Annotated in this window: 11 protein-coding genes; 1 reads left to right on the forward strand and 10 read right to left on the reverse strand. The window is 51.8% G+C overall.

Annotation, left to right across the window (positions count from 1 at the left end; genetic code table 11):
* Positions 1 to 109: 109 nt before the first annotated feature.
* From IXB50_RS14290 to IXB50_RS14320, 7 genes are all read right to left on the reverse strand, one after another.
* On the reverse strand, positions 110 to 2,839 hold the full coding sequence (locus IXB50_RS14290) for a CHAT domain-containing protein (RefSeq protein WP_215609657.1): 2,730 nt from the start codon (positions 2,837 to 2,839) through the stop codon (positions 110 to 112).
* Positions 2,840 to 2,851: 12 nt separating this feature from the next.
* Positions 2,852 to 6,805: a two-partner secretion domain-containing protein gene (locus IXB50_RS14295; protein WP_215609658.1), complete on the reverse strand. Its 3,954-nt coding sequence runs from the start codon at positions 6,803 to 6,805 to the stop codon at positions 2,852 to 2,854.
* An 84-nt stretch (positions 6,806 to 6,889) separates the two neighbouring features.
* On the reverse strand, positions 6,890 to 12,286 hold the full coding sequence (locus IXB50_RS14300) for a CHAT domain-containing protein (protein WP_215609659.1): 5,397 nt from the start codon (positions 12,284 to 12,286) through the stop codon (positions 6,890 to 6,892).
* Between the two features lie 42 nt (positions 12,287 to 12,328).
* Complete coding sequence (locus IXB50_RS14305) at positions 12,329 to 13,111, reverse strand: DUF928 domain-containing protein (protein ID WP_215609660.1); 783 nt, start codon at positions 13,109 to 13,111, stop codon at positions 12,329 to 12,331.
* 69 nt (positions 13,112 to 13,180) lie between these two features.
* On the reverse strand, positions 13,181 to 15,508 hold the full coding sequence (locus IXB50_RS14310; protein WP_215609661.1) for a CHASE2 domain-containing protein: 2,328 nt from the start codon (positions 15,506 to 15,508) through the stop codon (positions 13,181 to 13,183).
* A 4-nt stretch (positions 15,509 to 15,512) separates the two neighbouring features.
* Positions 15,513 to 16,421 (reverse strand): DUF1822 family protein, encoded by a 909-nt coding sequence (locus IXB50_RS14315; RefSeq protein WP_215609662.1) that lies wholly within the window; start codon positions 16,419 to 16,421, stop codon positions 15,513 to 15,515.
* Between the two features lie 107 nt (positions 16,422 to 16,528).
* Positions 16,529 to 17,422 (reverse strand): hypothetical protein, encoded by an 894-nt coding sequence (locus IXB50_RS14320; protein ID WP_215609663.1) that lies wholly within the window; start codon positions 17,420 to 17,422, stop codon positions 16,529 to 16,531.
* A gap of 399 nt (positions 17,423 to 17,821) precedes the next feature.
* Here IXB50_RS14320 and IXB50_RS14325 point away from each other — a divergent pair, with 399 nt between their 5' ends.
* Complete coding sequence (locus tag IXB50_RS14325) at positions 17,822 to 18,448, forward strand: glutathione S-transferase family protein (RefSeq protein ID WP_215609664.1); 627 nt, start codon at positions 17,822 to 17,824, stop codon at positions 18,446 to 18,448.
* 46 nt (positions 18,449 to 18,494) lie between these two features.
* Here IXB50_RS14325 and IXB50_RS14330 read toward each other — a convergent pair whose 3' ends face one another.
* The 3 genes from IXB50_RS14330 to IXB50_RS14340 form a co-directional block, all read right to left on the reverse strand.
* On the reverse strand, positions 18,495 to 20,042 hold the full coding sequence (locus IXB50_RS14330; protein ID WP_215609665.1) for a glycosyltransferase family 39 protein: 1,548 nt from the start codon (positions 20,040 to 20,042) through the stop codon (positions 18,495 to 18,497).
* Between the two features lie 163 nt (positions 20,043 to 20,205).
* Entirely contained in the window at positions 20,206 to 20,409 is a 204-nt protein-coding gene (locus IXB50_RS14335; RefSeq protein ID WP_215609666.1) for a hypothetical protein, read from the reverse strand.
* 4 nt (positions 20,410 to 20,413) lie between these two features.
* Entirely contained in the window at positions 20,414 to 20,632 is a 219-nt protein-coding gene (locus IXB50_RS14340; protein WP_215609667.1) for an excisionase family protein, read from the reverse strand.
* Position 20,633: the final 1 nt, after the last annotated feature.

Consider the following 20,633-nt stretch of genomic DNA (forward strand, 5'->3'; position numbering starts at 1 on the left):
CCTGATAAATACCCCAGATGAACCTAATAGAAATGGCTGATTTTAACGACACTTTAACTATAAATTCAAAAGAAGTTTGATGTAGTTTGCCCCTAAGATTTCTCCAGGTTCACGAATCTATGGCACCAATCAGGGTAAATGCCGCCCAGGCCAGAGGATCTTTATACTGCTGACGAGTAGCTAACATGGCCTGGCGCAGGGCTTGAGCGTTATCTAAATGCTGTCGCTGCCGATAAAACTCAATCATCAGTTGGGCGGTAGCGTCGTCGGGCACCTGCCATAGGGAAACCATGACATTCTCTGCTCCAGCAGCTAGAAATGACCGCGATAGACCAATGACACCGTCCCCCGTAATCTGGCCGCGTCCGGTGTCGCAGGCGCTCAGCACCACTAAATCGGCCCTCAGGGACTGGGTGAGAATTTCTGCTGCCGTCAAAAAGCCGTCTTGGTCATCGGTGGGGGCAAAGGCGAGAGAGCCCTGGAGTGGATTTGATTCATTAAAGAAACCATGGGTGGCCAGGTGGATTAGAGAGGCGTTGGCTAGCTGTTGTTTGATGGCGGTTTCTGTGGCGCTATCGCCGGTTAATGCACGGGTAGATAGGACATTGGCAATGCCCACAGCTTCAGTGCCTGCATGGGGCAAGGCCTGGAGGTTTTCGGGCATGGGACTAGGATTACCGACGACTAGGGGCGGCCCTGCTGGTTGTCTTTCTGGTTGTCCCGCTGGCTGGCTCGCTGACAAACGATTGTTGTTGCGGTTAGTCAGGCCCAAAATCTGAATAGCCGGCGCACTGAGGATGGTGTGGTGCTCGATCAAGTAGCTGCCATCCTCAGCCTGGAGGGCGGGAAATGGGACGAGAAATAGCTGTTCTTGGGGGATAAACACAACCCGATCTTCTGGGCTGGTGGGTAATAGATCGGCAATGGGGGCAATCAATAGCTGGTATAGATCTTGCCATTGGGAGGTGGGCCGCAAGACCGTGGCAAAGGCTGAGTCATTAATTTTATAGACTTCGCTAAGGGCAACAACGGGATTGGGGAGGGTAAAGTCGGGATGACTCAGGGTCACCGTGCCAGCGCGGGGATCAATGGCGGTGACGTCATAGGGAGCCCAGTCTAGGGGATCTCCTGCTCGTCGGACTTGGTCACCAGGCCGAATCAGGCCACGGCTATTTCCAGGGCCATCTTCAGGGGCATTTTCAGAACTAGCACCCCGGATGCCGCTGCGATCTCGACTGGTTTCCACCAACTTGGCAATGGACAGATTCTTGTCCTGCTGCAATGGTTTTAGATCCACCTCCCGAAAGTCAACGTTTCCAGTCGGCTGCACCACCCAAACATATAGACGCTCTGAAGTCCCCCGCTGTTTGCCTTGAAATTTAAAGCTGTCGTCAGGAACTAGGGTATATTCCACCAGGGTGGTTTTCTGTTCCTTAGCAATTGTCCGAATTTGTTCAATATTAGGAACTTTGGCGGCCTCAGGGAGGTTATCTGTTTGCTGGGCAACTAACTCCACAAATGCCCTGGCTCGACCCCGTTCAGCTACTTCTAACGCGGTTTCAATGTTGCCTTGGGCTACCAGAATTTGTTGCAACAGGTTATAGGTCAATACCTGGGTATCAAAGAGAGAAATTTGGCTGTTGTCATCCAGCCCTGGCCGCAGCGATTCTAAAACATCAACAGCTTCGTAAAGTTTGGCGGCAGCATCGGCTAACTGGCCTGCTTCAAATAACGTGTGCCCCAGATTATTCAGGGCAACGGTCGTGGTTTTGGGATCGGCAGTTGAGCGGGCGATGGCCAAGCTTTGTTCGTGATAGTCTAGGGCCTGGTCATAGTCTCCCTGGTCAGCATAGAGACTACCCAAGCTGCCCAATGCGGCTCCAATCATATCTGGCTGTTGGCTAGTTTCAGCAATGGTTAATGCCTGTTGCAGTTGATCAATGGCTAGGGATAGTTTGTCCTGCACATAGTAGGCTACGCCTAAGTTGTTCAGGGCATAGACTGTCCCTTGAATATCCCCCAATGTCTGGAAACTATCCAGGCTAGTTTTGTACTGCCGAATGGCCCGATCATAGTCACCCAGTCGGGCATAGGTCGCCCCCAGATTGACATGGGCAACGGCTTCTAGGTTAGGGTTTGCCAACTGCTGCGCCAGCGTCAGACTTTGTTGGTGTAGTTCAGCGGTACGCTCGTAATTGCCTAAACCTTCATGGGCATTGGCCAGTAGTCCCAAAACCTGGGCTTCACTATTGCGCGCCGAAGGATCATCACTGTTGTAAATGTCTTCTAGCGCCTGCTGATATGCTGCAATAGCCGCTAAATAATTTCCCAAGGCATTGTAGGCAATACCTAAGTTAGCCTGGATTCGGACCCTAAGTTCCCTATGGTCAGGCCCCATGGCAACGTCCAGGGTGCTCTGGGCTAAGGTAATCACCTGTCGATATTGGCCTAACTCCAGGTGAATAAAGGTCAACAGTTCTAAAACACGTCGCTCCCCTGTCTGGTTTTGGTGGCGGCGATACTGTTCTAGGGCAGACTGCCAGGGTGCGATCGCAGCATCTAGCTGATTGTTGCGATAATAATCCATCCCTAGCTGAAGGTTCTCCTCAGCCCCTAGCTGAAGGTTCTCCTCAGCCCCTAGCTGAAAGTTCTCCTCAGCAGAGAGGGGTGGTACGGTTTCAGAGACACCAGCGAGCGTCGTAGCAGAAAGCGCGATGCCATATCGCCCCGGAATGACCCCAGACAAGCTAATGATCCCGAAAGTTACAGCCAGCACCAGAGCCGCATATCTGGCCCGTCGATTTTGCCAAATACTCCAGCGTTTACCCATGAGCGCCATGCCAAAAATCTCCTAAGGAGCCTCCGGTGCCACATTAATATCTTCCTCGATTTGTAAGATGGTATCTGCAGCTGGAACCCCACAGGACTCTGAAAAATCATCTCCACTGCGTTCCTCCCCTGAACGACTTGCGATCAAGTCAGAGGCCACCTCATCTGGCTGACAAAGCGAATCATTGCCATCATTTTCAATGTCAGGATCATCAGCTGCCACCAACGTCTCCTCTCCAGAGGTAGGATCCTCCGTTACCGGATTATCCACTTCAGGGTCAACTACCACCGTTGACGAAGCGACTGTTGGTGGATCAATCTCCGGGGGTAACGGTCGATTCAAAAAAGCAGAATACACCTGGCCATTATTCTGATCATTACCGACAATAATCGCTCCCACTGTACCGCTAATGGTCTCTGGAATAGCGTCATAAACGGTGTAATCACCGGTGCGGAACAACGTTACGGTAGCACTCGGATCCAGCGGATTAAATCCAGTTAAATCACCTGAGAGTCCTGGCCCTGCATTCGGTCCAATGGCAAATTCATAGGTCTCGCTTCCCCCATCAATTTGCACAGTTGCGCTATCTGGCAAGTCCACACCACCATGGATAATGCTGATATTCGAAGTAGTGCTATTGCTCGAATAGGCAATCACACTGGCGGGCACAGTCAGGTTGTTGAAAATTGAGACCGTCGCTTCAGACCCTTCTAAGTCGCCACGATCAAAGCCCTCACTCACCAAATAGTCAATGATCTCTGGACTATCTTTGATGGTGACCACAGTCTCCACAACCCCCTCAGCGCCACTGACAATCCCCGTATTAAAATCAATCGTCTCACCCACGGCCCTAAACCGTTCGGTGGCATCAATGGTAAGGCCTCCAGCGCCAGCGCTAATGTTGTCAACTTCAATATCTCCAGCCGTGGCTGTCAGGCTAATTCGACCTTCTGGGTCTATATTCGACAAATTGGTATCTTCATTAAAAGCGGTCAGGCTACCCGTTTTGATCTGTGTACCGCTAATGGTAATCTCCCCACCATCCGTGGTCACTGCCTGAGTTGTGACCTCCTCACCAGCATTGATATCCAGTGAGCCGCCGCGAAAATAAGGAGGGAATAACGGATCGCCAAATACTGTTGTGGATGTATCAATGTTGCCAGCGGTGACACTCCCTGTTGCCGATAGGATAACCGGGCCGCCATCACCAAACGTTACGGTGGTATCAATATCACCCACGTCAATGTTGCCAGGTGTGGTTGCGGTAGTGCTACTAAACTCAGTGCCGCCAACAGTGCCACCAACAGTGTTGGCAGGTAGATTAGGCGCATTTTGCAGGACGCCACCTGCCCGCAAAATTAAGGCAGGAGAACTATTGAGTATCGTAATATCAGAGTCACCACCTGCCAAAGCTGGATTTGGACCAATGATGGTGATGTCACCACCGCTAATGCTGCCCTGGGCCTCTACCTTGAGGGCCAGCCCTGTGTAGTCTCCAAAGCTAACATTGCCTGCACTGCTGATTAACGTATCGGTTGATGTGCCGCTAATATCACCAGGGTTGCCTGCCAAATCCAGCGTTAAGAAATTGTTGCCCGCATTAAAAGAGGCATCGGCGGCAATTGCACCATTGCTGCTTAAAATTAAATCCCCCGTTGTCGTCCACAGTTCCGATACTGGATTGTTACTGGCCTGTACCCGCAATCGGTCAGTCCCTTGAAGCGTTAGCTGGTTGCCAGCATTAATGGTTAAAGCCCTATCCGGCAAGTCGCTGACAAATGCCGTACTGCCTGAAATCAATGAAATATCACCAGTGGCACTCAAGTTACCACTTTCAATGGTCAAATCCCCCGGTGTCGTAATTGAAATATTGCCCCCGGCTGTAATATTGTCTTGCCTGCTACTAATATCTCCCTGGCTAGAAATAGAAATAGTACCCCCTGAATCAAGTGAGCCAAATAGATTGCCAAAAGAGGGCAAATCTTGGGCCGTAATAGTAATTCCATTAGTTGTGCTGATCGCTTGAAAGAAATCAACCGTTGCTCCCTGGATGGTGAAGGTGGATAGGGCGGCTGTCTGACCCACCATGCTATTTAGGTCAATATTTCCGTCTCCCGAAATCAGCTCCAAACTAGCCAGCCCGGCTGCCCGGTCAATATTGCTTGAAGAGCCGCCAATGGAAATATCACCAGGCTGTCCAGCCCCTGTACTAAACGTAGCGTTGGCCGGTAGGAGAATGTTGCCTGTGAGATCAATGTCGCCCCCCTCGGTCAGTAGGCTGCCCAGCGTCAGCGTATTACCGGAAATGATCAGGCCTCTACCATTGGTGGCAATGGCATCAGAGCCATCCATAATAAAGTTGTTGCCAGCATCGAACTCAATGGTACTACTCCCCGGCAAGAAGGTGAGTTCATTATCCGATAGGTTATTGAGAGTGATGTTGTTGGTAGCCTGGAGGATAATATTGGTATCGCCGCTCAGACCTTCCAACTCCGATTCAAAGAGGGTGACCGTGCCTCCTGGGAAATCACTCTCTAAAATTTGCCCCAGGACTCCATTGACATCGCCCTGGAATGTGGTGTTGGAGCTATCACCATCGCCATCCCCTGTGCCAGCCGCAATCACGATGTTGATGGGGTCTAACAGCAGCGTTCCCATCTGTCCGGCTACGGCATTGGTGTCCACATGACCGCGAAAGACAAGCTGGTTTTTGCCAGAAATTTCCACAAAGCCACCCTGCCCAGATTGGCTGCCGCCGCTGGCATCAATACTGCCATAAAATTGGGTGAGGCCATCGGCCCAAGCTATTGCTAGTCCCCCATCGCCTGTGTCACCTCCACTCACATCAATCGTGGAGTCTGGGCTGATATAAGTGAGATCTGCATTGAGAATGTTGTCGTTGCCCTGGTAACCACCGCCGATACGGACAGTGCCACCACCTGTTGTGCCAGAAGCAGCTAAGTCAGCCCCCAGTAGCGCCACCCGATCGCCTAGCAGGTTAAGCTCTCCTCCAACTTGTCCAGTCACACTCAGGTTACCGGCAACGGCGGTAGTCCCTGTATGATCTGGGATGGTCACCCCCTGGAGCGATACGGTACCGTCTGGAGCCACTACAAGTTGGCTTCCTTGGCTGAGGCTATCACCACCCGTCAATAGCTCTGGCAGTGATGCAATAGACAGCTCTCGATCTGTTGGTAAGAGAGCTAGCTCCATGGTAAGTAAACCATTAGCCGAACCGAGGGTAACTATCTGTTGACCTTTGACCGCCCCCAGGGTGACCCGACCACCGGGGGCAGATGCACTGCCCCCATATACGACATTCCCCCCCAGTAATGTTAAATTTTGGTGTTCATCAACGGCTAAATTGCCCAGGTTAACCACACTGCCGGGCTGGGGTGCGCTAAAGGAAAACTGGGTGGGGTCACCCACCAATTGTGAATAGTCATTGGCGTTAAAGATATCGAGCCAGCCATCCTCAAACCCGACTCGATCCGCTGTTGCTGCAGTAAAGCTACCGGTCAAGTTCAACTGCGCATTCTGACCAAAGAGAATTCCGGCGGGATTAATCAAATAGAGGTTGGCGTTGCTGTTGCTAACTTGCAAAACGCCATCAATGTAGGAGGCATCTCCTCCCAGCACCCGTCCCAAGACATTTTGTACCTGGGGGTTGGCCACAAAATTGGCTGTCTGTTGATCGCCCAGCCCGAACTGCTGAAAACTGTGAAATAGGTTGGTACCATCCTCAGAAAATTGTCCGCCAGTTACATCAATTTGACTGCCTGTAGAGGTCACAATTGTACTCCCATCGGCTGGGGTGATCGACTGTGCCAGCAAGACATCGGGCTGAGCCCCGTTACTCAATACGGGTTGGGCTGAGGAAGATCGGATACTTTCAGGTTGTACTGCGATCGCATCAACAGGCTGAACCTGAGCATTTTGCGCGATAGTAACTGCAAGGAGGGCAACTGGCAGCATCGAAGAGAACTCCATTAATCAAGTAACTTTACTTCAAACAGGGGGCTAGATGGATGTGGGCAAAGCTGTCTTTAATGGACGAATCTATAATGGGTTAGTTTCTACGGCCCCAATCAGGGTGAATGCGGCCCAAGCTATAGGATCTTCGTACGTTTGACGGGTAGCCAACATGGCCTGACGCAGCGCTTGGGCATTGTCTAGATGCTGACGTTGGCGATAGAACTCAATCATCAGCTCAGCGGTGGCATTGTCGGGCACCTGCCACAGGGAAACCATGACATTATTGGCTCCGGCAGCCAAAAAGGAGCGCGATAGGCCAATCACACCATCTCCAGTGATTTTCCCGCGTCCAGTGTCACAGGCACTGAGGACAACTAAGTCAGCCTGCAGAGACTGGGTGAGAATTTCTTCGGCGGTCAGGAAGCCATCCTGGTCACTAGTGGGAGCCAGGGCCAGGGAACCTTGCAATGGATTGGATTCGTTAAAGAAGCCATGGGTGGCTAAGTGAATCAGCGATGCAGTGGACAGCTGTTGCTTGATGGTGGTTTCTGTGGCCGCATTGCCAATCAGCGGCTGGGTGGCTAGCACTTCGGCAATGCCGTTGGCTTCGGTACCGGCATGGGGCAGCGTCTGGAGGCTATCGGTGGGCATGGGGCTGGGGTTACCCACCACCAGAGGGGGACCGGAGGGGGCATTGTTTGGGTTAGTGAGGCCAAGCACCTGAATGGCGGGGGCTGTCAGAATAGTGTGATGTTCGATTAGATAGCTGCCATCCTCAGCCTGGAGGGCAGGAAAGGGCACCAGGAAAAGCTGTTCTTGGGGAATAAACACCACCCGCGCATTGGGGTCGCTGGGCAGCAGATCGGCAATGGGGTCGATCAGCAGCTGGTGCAGATCCTGCCAGTGCTGGCGTTTCTTGAGCACAGGGGCAAAGGCGGAGGTATTGATCTTGGCGACTTCGGTCAGGGGCACTACCGGATTGGGTAAATCAAACTCTGGATGGCTGAGGGTGACGGTATCGGCTCTGGGGTCGATAGCGATAACGTTATAGGGGACGGCATTGGGAGGATCCCCCTGACGACGGACTTGATCGCCGGGGCGAATGGCGAGGGACCGGCTAGTTTCACCTGTGGCAGGGGTGAGTGCGCCTCGGATGCCGCTGCGATCGCGACTGGTTTCCACCAACTTGACCAATGTGGTTCCCTTGGGTTGCAACTCTGACTTCAGAGCAATCTGCCGTAGGTTGACCTGGCCGGTAGGCTGCACCACCCAGATATAGAGCTGCACATCCTCTGGCTCAATGGCCGTTTGCACCGACGCACCATGGGGGGCATCGGCCACCTGTTCTCGAATGATGGTGTATTCCACCAGGGTGGAATTTTGGGTCTGGGCGATCTGCTTCATCTGCTCGATGGAGGGCGGTGTCACCGGTCCAGACTGGTTGGGGTTCACCTCGCCCCTGGCAATCAGCTCCACAAAGGCCCTGGCCCGTCCCCGCTCAGAAATTTCCAGGGCCGTTTCCAGTTTATTTTGGGTGACTAACACTTCTTCCAGGTTGCGATAGGCCGCCAGCTGAGTTTCAAAGATCGAGACCTTAAAGGCATCGTTGGTGCCCAGGCCCGCCCGGAGGGATTCCCAGATAGAAATGGCGTTGAGCAGTACCTGTTCTGCCTCGGACAAGCGGTCGAGATATAGTAGCGAATTGCCCATGTTGGTGAGGGCAATGCCTTCGCCCAGCTTGGCTCCCAAGTCCCGCGCGATCATCCAACTTTGCTCAGCGTAGCCATAGGCCTGATCATAGGCTTGCTGATAGGCATAGGTGGTACTTAAGCCCAACAACAGTTGGGTGGTTTCCAAATCGTCGCTGAGATCGGTGGCCAGGGTCAGGCCTCGCTCATAGGCGGTAATGGCCCCCTCAAAATTCCCCTGGATCGACCGCGTATGACCCAGGTTGCCATAGGCCTGCATTTCACCATAGGCGTCATTCACCGCCCGAGAAATATCCAGGCTCTGTAGCTGTTGTTCAGCCGCCCGGTCATACTCTTTTTGCGCAAAGTAAGCATTACCTAAATTGCGATAGGTAAGGGCTTTCCACTGGGGTGCGGTTTCAATAGACAGTAAGTCTAAACTGCGCTGGTAGTAGTCGATGGCGGTGCCATAGTCTCCTAATGCGCCGTATACGGCCCCGATGCCACCCAGGGCAATACCTTCCTGGGTGGTGTCCCCCAGTTGTTTTGCTTTTTCAAGCTGTTGTTCATGGAAGTCCAGGGCCGTTAGGTAATCGCCAATCACAAAGTGAGATACCCCTAGATTATTGAGGGCATAGGTAATCCAGGGGGAATTCTCCTGGGCGGTGGCCGTGGCGAGATTTTGTTTATGGCAGTTGATCAGACCAGTGTAGACGGTTTCAGTGCGATCGCGGCTTGGAGTAGCCTTCACCGTTTCAGCCTGGGCCTGACAGTTCTTTAATCCCTCGCTCATAACGTCATCAGCGGGAGACAGTTCCAGCTCATTCTCTGGGGCCAATGCCACTTGTTCCGGCACATCGGGTTGGTCGGCACTGCCGGGTACATCGGGCTGCTGGCCAGGATCAGGGGGCAGTGCTGTTGGCGGCACGGGGGTGCTGGGGTCAGGCACATCGGGACCACCAGGATCTACCTGGATGCCTGGATCCGGGAAAATCCCCCCATTGATTTGGTAATACTCAGTGCTATCGGAAGGGGCTTGAAAACTGCCCAAGCTAGGCCCCGGAAAACCGCCCGTGAAGATAGAATTCGCGGCAACAATTTGTAAGGGAGGTTCTGGCAACACAGCCCCCATGACAGCTAACTCTTCTAACTGAGGTGATTGGGCCAGGGACACGCCTTGTAAAAAGACGTTTTCTTCAGGAGTCACTACCTGTAGTGGTAACCGTTCGGCCACACCCAGGGTAGGATCTATTGGTACCAACGTATCCGAATCTCTCACATTGATGTTGATCGCCACAGGCTCCGATGTGGACACACCGTCGGTGGCCTGCACGGTCAAGGCTGTGAGCTGGCCGCTGGCATCGGTGGTGGGAATAAACTGGAGGGTGTCCGTAGGAGACACCGCATCCCCTGGTTGGACAGCAACACCATTGAGCAGGAGGGTGCCATTGGGGACGGAGGTCACCTGCAATGTCGTATTGTCGTTGTTAATATCGGTCACTGCCGGATTTAGGTCGGCCAGGGTAAAGCTGACGGCCTGGTTAACGATACTATCCGATAGCTGAGAGTCAGCGGCGAGGGTGGGGGGCGTATTGATCGAGGTGATCGTCACCCCCGTTGCCGGATCGATGTTGTCAGTGTCGATACCCCCATTGGGTAAAACGGGAGAAGTGATGGTTGGCGGATTGGTAGCAGTGAGCGTACCCACAGATACAATGTCTCCTGCCGTGCCATTTTCCGAAGCATCACCAATCTCAAACGGTACATTGTTGGGGCCACCATCGTGTTGAATCTGGACAGTGCCGTTACCTCCTCCTCCAACTGCCAAAATAGTGGTATCAGGACTAAACGCTACTGTTTCTGTCCCCCTAACCGTGCCATTGGCAAGCAAGTTTACATTGCCAGCGCTGCCAGGAAAACTAGTAACGAAGCTGCTGGTGTTAATCGACTCAAAGACAATATCACCCTCTGATGTCACGTCAACTTGACCACCCGCAGCGGCTCCGCTAGAGGTATCAATATCCGCCAGTTGTACCCCTGCTCCAGAAACGCTGACAGCCCCACCATTGGTATCTATCTGGGTGTCTGGGCTAGCCAATACTCTGCCATTACCACTGTTATCCAAGTCCGCAACAAGTTCAATGTTCAGGCTGCCTATTCCTGATTGATCGAGAATACTATCATTCAAAACAATATCGTTAGCAGCTTCTAACCGCAGGGTGGCAACTGGTCCATCTCTTTTTATAATGGTAGCTCCGACCTGTTGGGTAATATTGCCAGCATCAGAGCCAGTATTACCAGTTGTGAGCGTGACATTGGTTCCATTACCAAGGGCACCATTGATATTCTCCACACCTACTATACTGGAGCCTGGTAAACCAATATTGCCAGGGATGATGGTAATGTCGATGGGATCAATTAACCAGAGTCCCCCCTTCCCATTAACCGCACTTGCATTCGGAGTCTGAGTAACACTGAGGATTGCTCCGGAGGTTTCAATCAAACCGCCATTTCCCGATTGTTGACCACCCTGAGCAGAAAGAAAACCATCTATAGTAGTTAAATTATTGCTCCAGGTGATGATGGTACCGCCCTCACCAACCTGAATAGCATCTGCCGAGATAGTTGAATCTTTATCCACCAGAGTAGTGAGAGCATTAGGAATAGTCCCTCCACCTTGGTAATCTCCCCCAATCCGCACTGTACCTCCACCCAGATTACCGGAGGCATCCACCCCTGTACCAATGAGTGATAACCGCTCACCCAAAAGGGCAATTTGTCCCCCTTGTTCTCCGGTTGTACTGACCTGTCCAGCCACCACCGTACTGCCTGGCAACAAGGGCACTGTGGTAGACGCTGTCTGGATATTGACAGTGCCATCGGGGGCGGTCACCAACGTCAGTTCGCCAGTCAGTCCATCAGAGACCACTGAGCCGCCTGTCAGTAACTCTGGCAAACTCAGCGGGGTCAGTGCTTGGGCGTCTTCTGCCATCGCTAGGGGAGAAATTTCCAGCCCCAGTAAATTGTTGTCTGGATTGATGCGGACGCGACTGGCTCCAGTGACTGCTAACAGGGTAATCTCACCCTCGGGTGCTAGGAGAGTTCCCCCATTAACCACCTCTCCCCCCAGCAATGTGAGACTTTGGCCTGTATCCACCTCCAATGTGCCCAAGTTCAAAATGGTGCCCGGCTGCTCGGCGGTGAAATCAAACTGGTTAGGAGTCCCCAACAAGAGCGAATAGTCTTCGGCAGACAGCACATCCAGCCAGTTTGCACCAAAGCCAATCCGGTCAGCGGTGGTAGCTGTAAAATCGCCGTTGAGATTCAGAGCGGCATGGTTACCCAAGATAATGCCTGCTGGATTAATCAGATATAAATTGGCATCACTGCCGCTGACCTGGAGCAATCCATCAATAAAGGAGACATTCCCCCCCGTCACATTCCCCAGAACAGTCTCAATTTCTGGGTTAGTGATAAAGTTGGCGATCTGGTCCTCACTCAGACCAAATTCGATAAAGCTGTGGAATAAATTTGCCCCATCCCCAGAGACGGCTCCACCTGTGATGTCGATTTGATTACCGGTGGGGGCAACAATTGTATCCACATTCGCTGGTGTAATCGCCTGGGCAATTAAAACCTCAGCCTGTTGTCCATCGCTAAACCCAGGTTGGGGCAACGATGGTTGAGCCCCAGGGAGTTGAATATCTGAGGATAAACTCTTTGGTTCAACCAACAGCTCACTGGAAAGAGTTGTGGGGGAAAGACTGACTGCAAGGAGGGCAACTGACAGCATGGTAACAGGTCTCCATTCAGGAAGAGACGACAAAAAAGAAAACTACTGGGATTCAGATAGGGCAAATGGGTCCGCTGTTGGACAGTCGGCAAGCAAGCAACATTCGATGGGCATCGCTGCTTGTAGATCCTCTAGCAAGACCATGGGATGAACTAATAGGGCCTGCCAGGCATCCTGCCAACTCTCTGCATCAGGGTGTTTCAAACGTTGCAGCAAGAGAGCGTGGACAGCGTCGTACCATAGACCATGCACGGCTAACAGATTTGGTTTCTCATCGGCTGTGGCATGGGTCAAGGCTGTCTGCAACGCATCGTCAGCCACCTGCCGCACAATCACCCCACCCACCTGTTTAGTGGATTGATTCTGCATCAGTGCCGTATTAAACTGCTCGCACTCCAGACTCACTTCCCAGCGATACCATTGTCCGGCTTCTAGAGCGGGGGCATCGTCCGGCAGGGTATATAGACTAATTCCCGGTCCTTCTATCTCACCAAAATTAGCCGTGTAAAGAATCTCATCGCTGCCCTCATATTTGAGGGTGAATGTGGCCTTTGTTGCGACTTCAGCCACATAAATACCAAAGGTGGGGCGTGCTAGTAAGGTCGCTCCCCAATTGGTTTGGGTGGGTTGCACAGCGGTCAAGCCACCACAGAAACCATTGCGGCTGCCTGCATCTCGGGTATTTGCCGGTGCTCCACGGTTGGGGGGATTGTATTGCAGGGCCAGTCCCGGCAGCCCCAGACTGACCACCGTGCTGAGGATAGTAACAGAACTAATGAGCAGTGTTTGAGAAAATGATTTAGTGAGATACGACCGTCGAGACATGGGTAGATTCCCTCCTCGTATGACTTGTAACTACGTGGGCTGCAGTGATCTTTCAGGAATGGCCGTGGGTCATTCTACTGGGACCGGGTCGGGCTGATGGATGAGGGCTTTTGCGATCGCACCACCACTTCCCCCCCCCAGGGCCATCGCACTGGGCACCAACGGTACCCATAGACCCACCAAAAACAGCCACCAACTGATACCGTACAGCGCCAGTGTGGCCATCCCCAGGCTCAATAGCCAAATCAGCCATCCCCGTCGTTTAAACGTTAGCCCACAGCCGATTAAAGACCACCCTGCAATCCATAGCCAATCGACCCATAGGGGTGGGGGCTTTAACAACCGTTGTTCGTCCAGGGCGGCGGCCACCAGATGCTGGATGGTCTGGGCATGGAAATCGATACCGGGGATCGTTTCCTGGGGCCACTGCCCGGCCCCAATGGGAGTGAGAAAATAATCCGTAGGATTGGAGTTGGGGTCACTCATGCCAATCAGCACCGCATGGTTGTCCAGATTTTCCAACGCTGCCTCACCGGCCAGTAGCTGGGAGAGGGTAATCCGGTCAGCCACCTGCCCACGGCCATACCGCAACAATATTTGGAACCCCCGAGCATCAAGTCCCTGGTATCCACCGCTGTGAGTTTCAACCGGGGTGAGGTTGGCCGCCCCCAGACGCAGATGCTGCTCGTCTATCGTTTCCAGCTGAATCCCCATGGCATCTAGATAATGCAGGGCAATTAGCATGGCCAGGGAGGTGTGGCTACTGCAAAGGCTGTTGGTATCTGGCTGGGCAAACAACAACTGCCGTCGCAAAATGCCATCCGGGTCAATCACCACATTGCTAAATCCCACCTGGGTGGCGGGCAGCTGTGGTGGTGGCGCAATCCCCTCCTGGTTACCGCCACCGGCCAGGCCAAAGCGGCATAAAGCCACCACGTTATTCTCCTGAAACCGTTGCCCCAGGGTGGTCGACGGCGCTACCTCAGGACGGAAAATGTCGAGGCCAATCACCCGTGGTTGATGGGGACTGAGCTGATCGATGGCCTGGGCCAGCACCTGATCGGGCAGAGGATAGCCGTAGGTGTTGACGTCTTCCTTGGTAGCTTCCACCAGGAGGACGCGCTGATCGACCATTTGCGCAGGCTGCTGCCGCATCAGCTGATCGTAGGCGGCTAGTTCTGACCGTTGCAAGATACCGGTCCAGCGGAGAATACCTACACTGGCCGTGACCACCGCACTGATGGCCAATAGGGATTTGATCGGTAGCCCACCCACCTGTGGCCTCAGAATGGGACGCTGGGCGGTGGTGGTCTCCGGTACCGTTATCAACTGAGACCAACGTTTAGGCAGGACCGGATTCACCTGGAAAATGATCGGTAGCCAGCTGGCGCAGGGAAAGCGATCTTCGAGACCCTGCAGTCGCTCTCTGGCCTGTCGAGCTGATAGATAGAGCGATTCGCCGGTCACATAGGCGTCTAAAAAGTACTTTAAAAAGGTCTGGGCCACCCGGTCGGGAATGGGTTCTCGCATCAGGATCATTTGCGGCAATCCTAGGGGAGCCAATGCATTGGCCAAGCCCAGACCATCACAGGCATTAAAAATAGCTAACTGCAGTCCCTGTCTCACAGCCTCACGCAGACCGTACTTAAGTTCTTCCAGGGTGAGACTTTCCTGGGGGTTAATAAAAATTTTGCCTGCTCCGGCCTCGGTGCGTCCATGGCCCGCAAAAAAGAGTAAATCCCAGGGCTGTTCCCACAGCTGCTCCGTGATCCGTTGTCGCTGGGGTTCGACCAAAAATGTCACATCTGCACCGGGAATCGCCTCTAGGAGCTGACGATCGGCGGCTACATCAATGCCGTTACTGTCGCCTAAAATGGCGAGAATCTTGACGGTTGAGTGACGGACGGGGCGATCTTCTAGGCGCTTGAGGGTGGGGGTACCCAGGGCAATTTCAATTTGGGGATAGCGGTCGATTACATCCCACAGATGCCAGGGTAAATGTTGTAGGTGGGGATTAGTAGTACGAATGACTAGCCGTACAGTGTCTGTGGGACTGAGTTCTTCCCGTAGGGGCTGATCGATGGGGGTAAATGGGTCGGATAACAGCCAGGTTTTAAGCTGATTGCCCAGATTAATGGCCTCTTGCTGACAGGTCTCAACCGTATGTAGCGACCCCACATAGGTAATCTCCACAGGCTGGATGCGCGACGGGGTATCTAGCAAGCGATAGCTGTCTTGCCACTTATGCAGCTGTTGCAGCAGAGCGGGATTGGGGGGTAAAGAGCCAATCGCCTCGATATCAGGGCGGGAGCCGTCTTCGCCGATCTCCAGGAGAACATGAAAGCCGTTGGATTCCAGATCTCCTTCTAGTTTTAGGGTGACGAGTTTCTCTGTCATGGTTCTAAATCACGAATCTCTCGGCAACGCTGGCGTTGCCGAGAGCTAGTTTGAGGCTAAATTGTTCGCCGGGATTACCGATGAATTTTAGCTGGATGGCTTCCGTAGCCCTAGATTCGGCCTGCATAACCTCCTGGTTGTCTGCATCTAGAACACTCAGTTTTAGCTGAGTAGGAAGATAGGTTTGTGCTTGTCCAGAGTAAACCTGAACCTGGATTTCGGTTTGGGACTCTGAAAGGGGCAATAGGCCAACGGCGAGGATAATGTCGTATTCGTTGAGGCTAATGCGTTTGCTGCGAGCGATGATGCTTTCAGTGGATTCAGTTGTTTGGTTTCTAAAGGCCAGGGTGGCTGGATTTACAAAGCTATCTAAGGTTTGCCAGGCGTCATCGGCCAGGTCTTGTAACCAGTCGTTCAGCTGGGTAATCCCCTCGCTGGCTTGTTGCACGAGACTGGGCGTCAGCAGTCCGGAAAGAGTTTCCATGGGTTGTAGTTGAGAGAGAGAGACCCGGTCAGCGGCCTTGGTTACAAAGCCCAACAGGGTGGCTGTGCGCAGACTATCGTCAATGTGGACGGCGACATAGCCAATCCGGTCCTGGTGAAGTTCGGGCGCGATCGCAAACTCCATTTCCCCGCCCACCACAGGACAACATTCCAGCTGGCCATAGTCTTTCACTGCCAGGGCCGATGTCCCCAACAACATTTGCTGCACGGGGTTTAGACCATCACTAGCCGATAGATCGGGCTCATACCCCAGACACTCCAGGTAAAATCGCGTGGCATAAATCGCCAGGGTATTGAGATAGACCTGTTTGGCCTTTTGCGGTGATGTTTGATGTTGTCGAAATTGTTCCGCCTGGTGATGCGGTTCTAATGTCAGGGTAACCGTAAAGTCAGAAAGGGAGGTGTTCATGGCTGGTCTCTTTTGCTGGACAGTGGGGAAGGGGAAAGGGGAAGGAGGAGGAGGAAGGGGAAAGACCGTAGGGTGGGCAGTGCCCACCAGCCAGGAAATTGAAAGATTTAAAGCAATTCCTGAAATTGGTCTGAAAACTTATCGCAGCAGCGTTGAAAGAAACTGCTCAGGGTCGGAATTTTGATATCCAACTGGTTAGAAATCTCATCCCAGCTTTGGTCCGCAAATCGGGCCAGGGCAATAGCCTGAAAGTTGGCGTCGGGACGCTTGCGAATGTGGGTAGATTTGAACACATCCTCAGGGTCGTTGGCGATGTAGTCTCGGACATCGTTGGCGAGGGAGGATTGAGGTTCTGGCTGGGACAGGCGCTCCAGATCATTGAGATTGGGTAGTTCCTGGGTGTCGCGATCGCTAAACTGACGACGACACTCAATTACCATGCGGTCCAGGCGAAAATTCACCCAGTTCATAAACTTGCGGGACTGGCCCCGGTTGGGGTCATAGGTGTCGATCTTTTGGCAGACGTAGACTAGGGTGCGGTTGACGGCCTCCTCGTACAGTAGGGTGTAAAACGACGGTGTGAACTTGGCGCGGTGGGGCCGGGCCAGACGACCACAGACACGGATGGCTTCCACCAGCTGGAGTAGGGCATGTTGCCGTAGACTGCTGGGGTTGGGCTGGCCCTGGGCTTCGAGGGCGAGGTCCTTGAGTAGGGGGTCGGTCAGGGCCGCTTGGGTAGCCTGGGTGCGGAGCTGATAACCCCAGGTGGGGTCAGGTTTTAGCAGTCCTTTGTCGATGCAGTCCTGGAGTAGCTGGGTGAGCTGGTGGCGGATGCGATCGCAAATTTCCTTATAGATACCGGCGAGGGGTTGACCTCGGGGGGGACGACCTACTTTTCGCGATCGCATCATCATATCCACCAACTCAGAGAAGATGCCTTCATCTCCCCCTGATGGCTGTCCCTGGAGAGCCAGGATAAGTTGCTTAAAGCGCGATTCCATAAGCGATCTTGGTGAAATGCAATACGAGTATCCAGTCAAACCTTTTCAAAATTATCGGCCTGTTTCCAGATAACTCGTACGATTCGATCGGTTTTTATGCAAAACAATACAAAAGATTTCAAAACGGCCATATATCAAGACTTTCATGGGATTGAGTTGTGAAACCAGCTAAAATTTAGCGTATTGAATGCACTAATGTTTCACGACCTTATTTGTAAGCAGTCATGGATGCTTGTAGAACAGGACCTGCTCTTCCTCTGATTTCTTATATAAACCTTGTCCACGTCCAGAATGGTCGTTTTACCGTGGGCGAAGCTACAGGTTTCAACTTGGACGTAGTTTAACCGTGATCACTGTTTACAGTAAGTTACAGACGCTAATTATTCTTCCAAAAATGCCATGACTCAAATTACTCTCTATGGTCCAGCTATTAGCACCTATGTTCGTACCGTTCGGATGATCCTGACTGAAACGAATACCTCCTACGATTTGCAACCAGTTGATATTTTCAGTGATCGGAGTCAAGAATATTTGGCAAAACATCCCTTTGGCAAAGTTCCAGCTCTAGAAGTGGATGGGGAAATTCTTTATGAAACTCGTGCCATTGTTGAGTACCTGGATGCAGTTGTTGGGAATCATGCTTTCACTCCTGACGAACCCATGGGCCAGGCCAGGATGCGTCAAATTATGTCGATTGTCGACAACTACCTCTACAGTCCATCCATTAGCGTGATTACAATTCAACGCTTAATTGTTCCAAGTCAGGGAGGCCAGCCTGATGAAGCCGCGATTCAGGCCGCCGTGCCCAAAATCCAAACAGCACTAGGTGCAATTGAAGCGATCGCCACTTGTAATCCTTACCTGTTGGGGAACATGATTACCCTGGCAGATTTGTACTTAATGCCCGTGATGCTTTATTTGTCCAAGACCCCGGAAATAGATAAGGTGACAGGTGAAACCCCGAAACTCAAATCCTGGTGGGAATCAATCAACCAACGGCCAAGTTTTCTGCAGGTGATTGGTTAACGATTTCAGGACGATGCGTTACGCTAGCCGCTAGCGTAACGTTAATCTATATAAGGCATTGACGATTCTCTTCGCTGAGGTCATAAAGATTGACAAAAGCGCCTATATCCTGGTAACTGTCCGACAATTTACCTAAACAATTTAGATAGCCCAACACAAGATCATTTTCCTCATCTATCGAAGCATGGGAAAACAGTACCCAAACCCGTGGGTTGCCTCGCAGCTGGTCAAGGTCGCGTAAATATCGCTCACGTTCTTGGGCCGATACTCCTCTGCCATCATAGTTGTCTAAATGACCAATGCCGAGAATATAGTCATCTGGCCTATAACCATAGCGATCGGTATAAAACAAAAACTGCAGATTCCCTCGCTGGTAGATGTACAGTTTATCGTTCTCTTGCCAATGGGTTTGGATATATTCAATGACCGGACGTATTTCTTCTCTTAGATGCGGGGTATACAGCTGTGGTAAAGACTTCTGCAGTGGCTGAAAAATGAGTAAAGCTGCCAGACTGATGCTAATGAAACGCACATAGACATTTCGTGTTTTGATTAACTGGTCTACTCCAAGGGCAATTCCTACAATCAACAGGGGCATCAAAAAGAAAATTAAACGACCCGAAAAAGGATATTTTCCAATGCAGGCGGCAAACAAGGCGAACAAAATGGGTGACAGAACCACCCACAGCTCTCGTCGTCGGTATAGGGAAAAGCAGCCGATTAGAAAGAATGCGATCGCAACTCCATCCCATGGACTGGCAAACCCTAACGGTGAATAAAATGACCGTCCCAGTCGATCCAGCAACCATACGAATGTCTCGATCCAATTGTCATCTGGGTTTGGAAAAGCCCCCCTCCCCTGCCAGGATGACTTGAGCAGCTGATTGGCTCCTAGATCCTGGAGAGAGATCAGATAAAACAGCCCAAAGCTAACGAGCCAGCTCAAATAAACAAGTAGCCTTTTGATTAAGGCGCTGCTGAACCTAAATCCCTTTTGAACCCACCATGTCTTGAGCAACGAGCCCACCGCTGCTCCTGCCAAAGCAAACACAGCTGTATGAGAAAACCAAACTGCAACAGATCCCAGTAAGGCCAAAACCACTGATTGACGACCAGAAGAGCATTTAGTTTCAGTTTGTTGGGCAAGTAACAGACAACCTAGGGTCAGGGCTGCATCCGTCGAATACTGTTTAACCTCAGTCGAAAAATAAATAAACGATGGCAAAAAGCCCACCAGGACCAGGGCAACAAGTACCGCCGGTCCCTTCGTGTAACGACGGACTGCAACATACATCAGGAGTAACATCGCCAGGCCACCCAATAACGGAAATAACCGCAGGCTATACTCGTTATTGCCAAAAAGCTGAGTCGCTAACTTTTCGACCCACAGAAACCCAATGGGGGCACCCTGGTTGTAGTCCAGGGGTCGTAACAGCTCACCATAGGAACGATTAACAAGATTCACCGCTAAGCTGGCCTCATCGCCCCATAGCGAACGATTAAATCCATATTGAATGAGTCTGATCAAACCACTGATAAGGATAATTATCCCTGCCATAATGTCAGTGGTGATCAATGTCTTTAATCGTTGCAAACAATACCTCCTCCACCTTAATAGAAACAAGAATTTATAATATGACTAATTGTAGGATAGGAAGCAATATCATTCCAGGAACAAGGTTATATGGCTAGCCCTGCTCTATTGTTCGGGGCAGGCGCAGATTTCAGTACGAAGTTTCGGAGGTAGGCGTAAACGTCTACATGAGACTCTCTATCGTAACAACAACAACGCAACGCTCCTGTTGTTCTGCAGTAAGCTCCTCTAAGTCCTCGTTCACATAATCTGTATACGATTGTGCCGTATCAGTACTACTGAAACAGGTAATGAAACCCACATCATTACTTGTAATGGCTCCACCTAAGCCAATAGCTACTTGTCTTGCCAATTGAAGCTGTTCCATAAAATTACCTATCTATTGCAATTGCCCGTCCGTGAGCTACAGGATCTTCTCGGTTATGCAACCAGTCCTTTAGCAGTTCAAGATTGTAGCGAATGCAACGACTGTTGATCCGTAACCAGTGGAGACCCTCAATCCACTCTCCACTGCGACGATAACGCTTGAGTGTGGAACCACTCATATTCAAACATTCTGTTGCCTGACGTTTACTAACAAAGAGAAGCATG

The organism is Leptothoe spongobia TAU-MAC 1115 (assembly GCF_018739885.1).
GTDB classification, from domain to species: domain Bacteria; phylum Cyanobacteriota; class Cyanobacteriia; order Phormidesmidales; family Phormidesmidaceae; genus Leptothoe; species Leptothoe spongobia.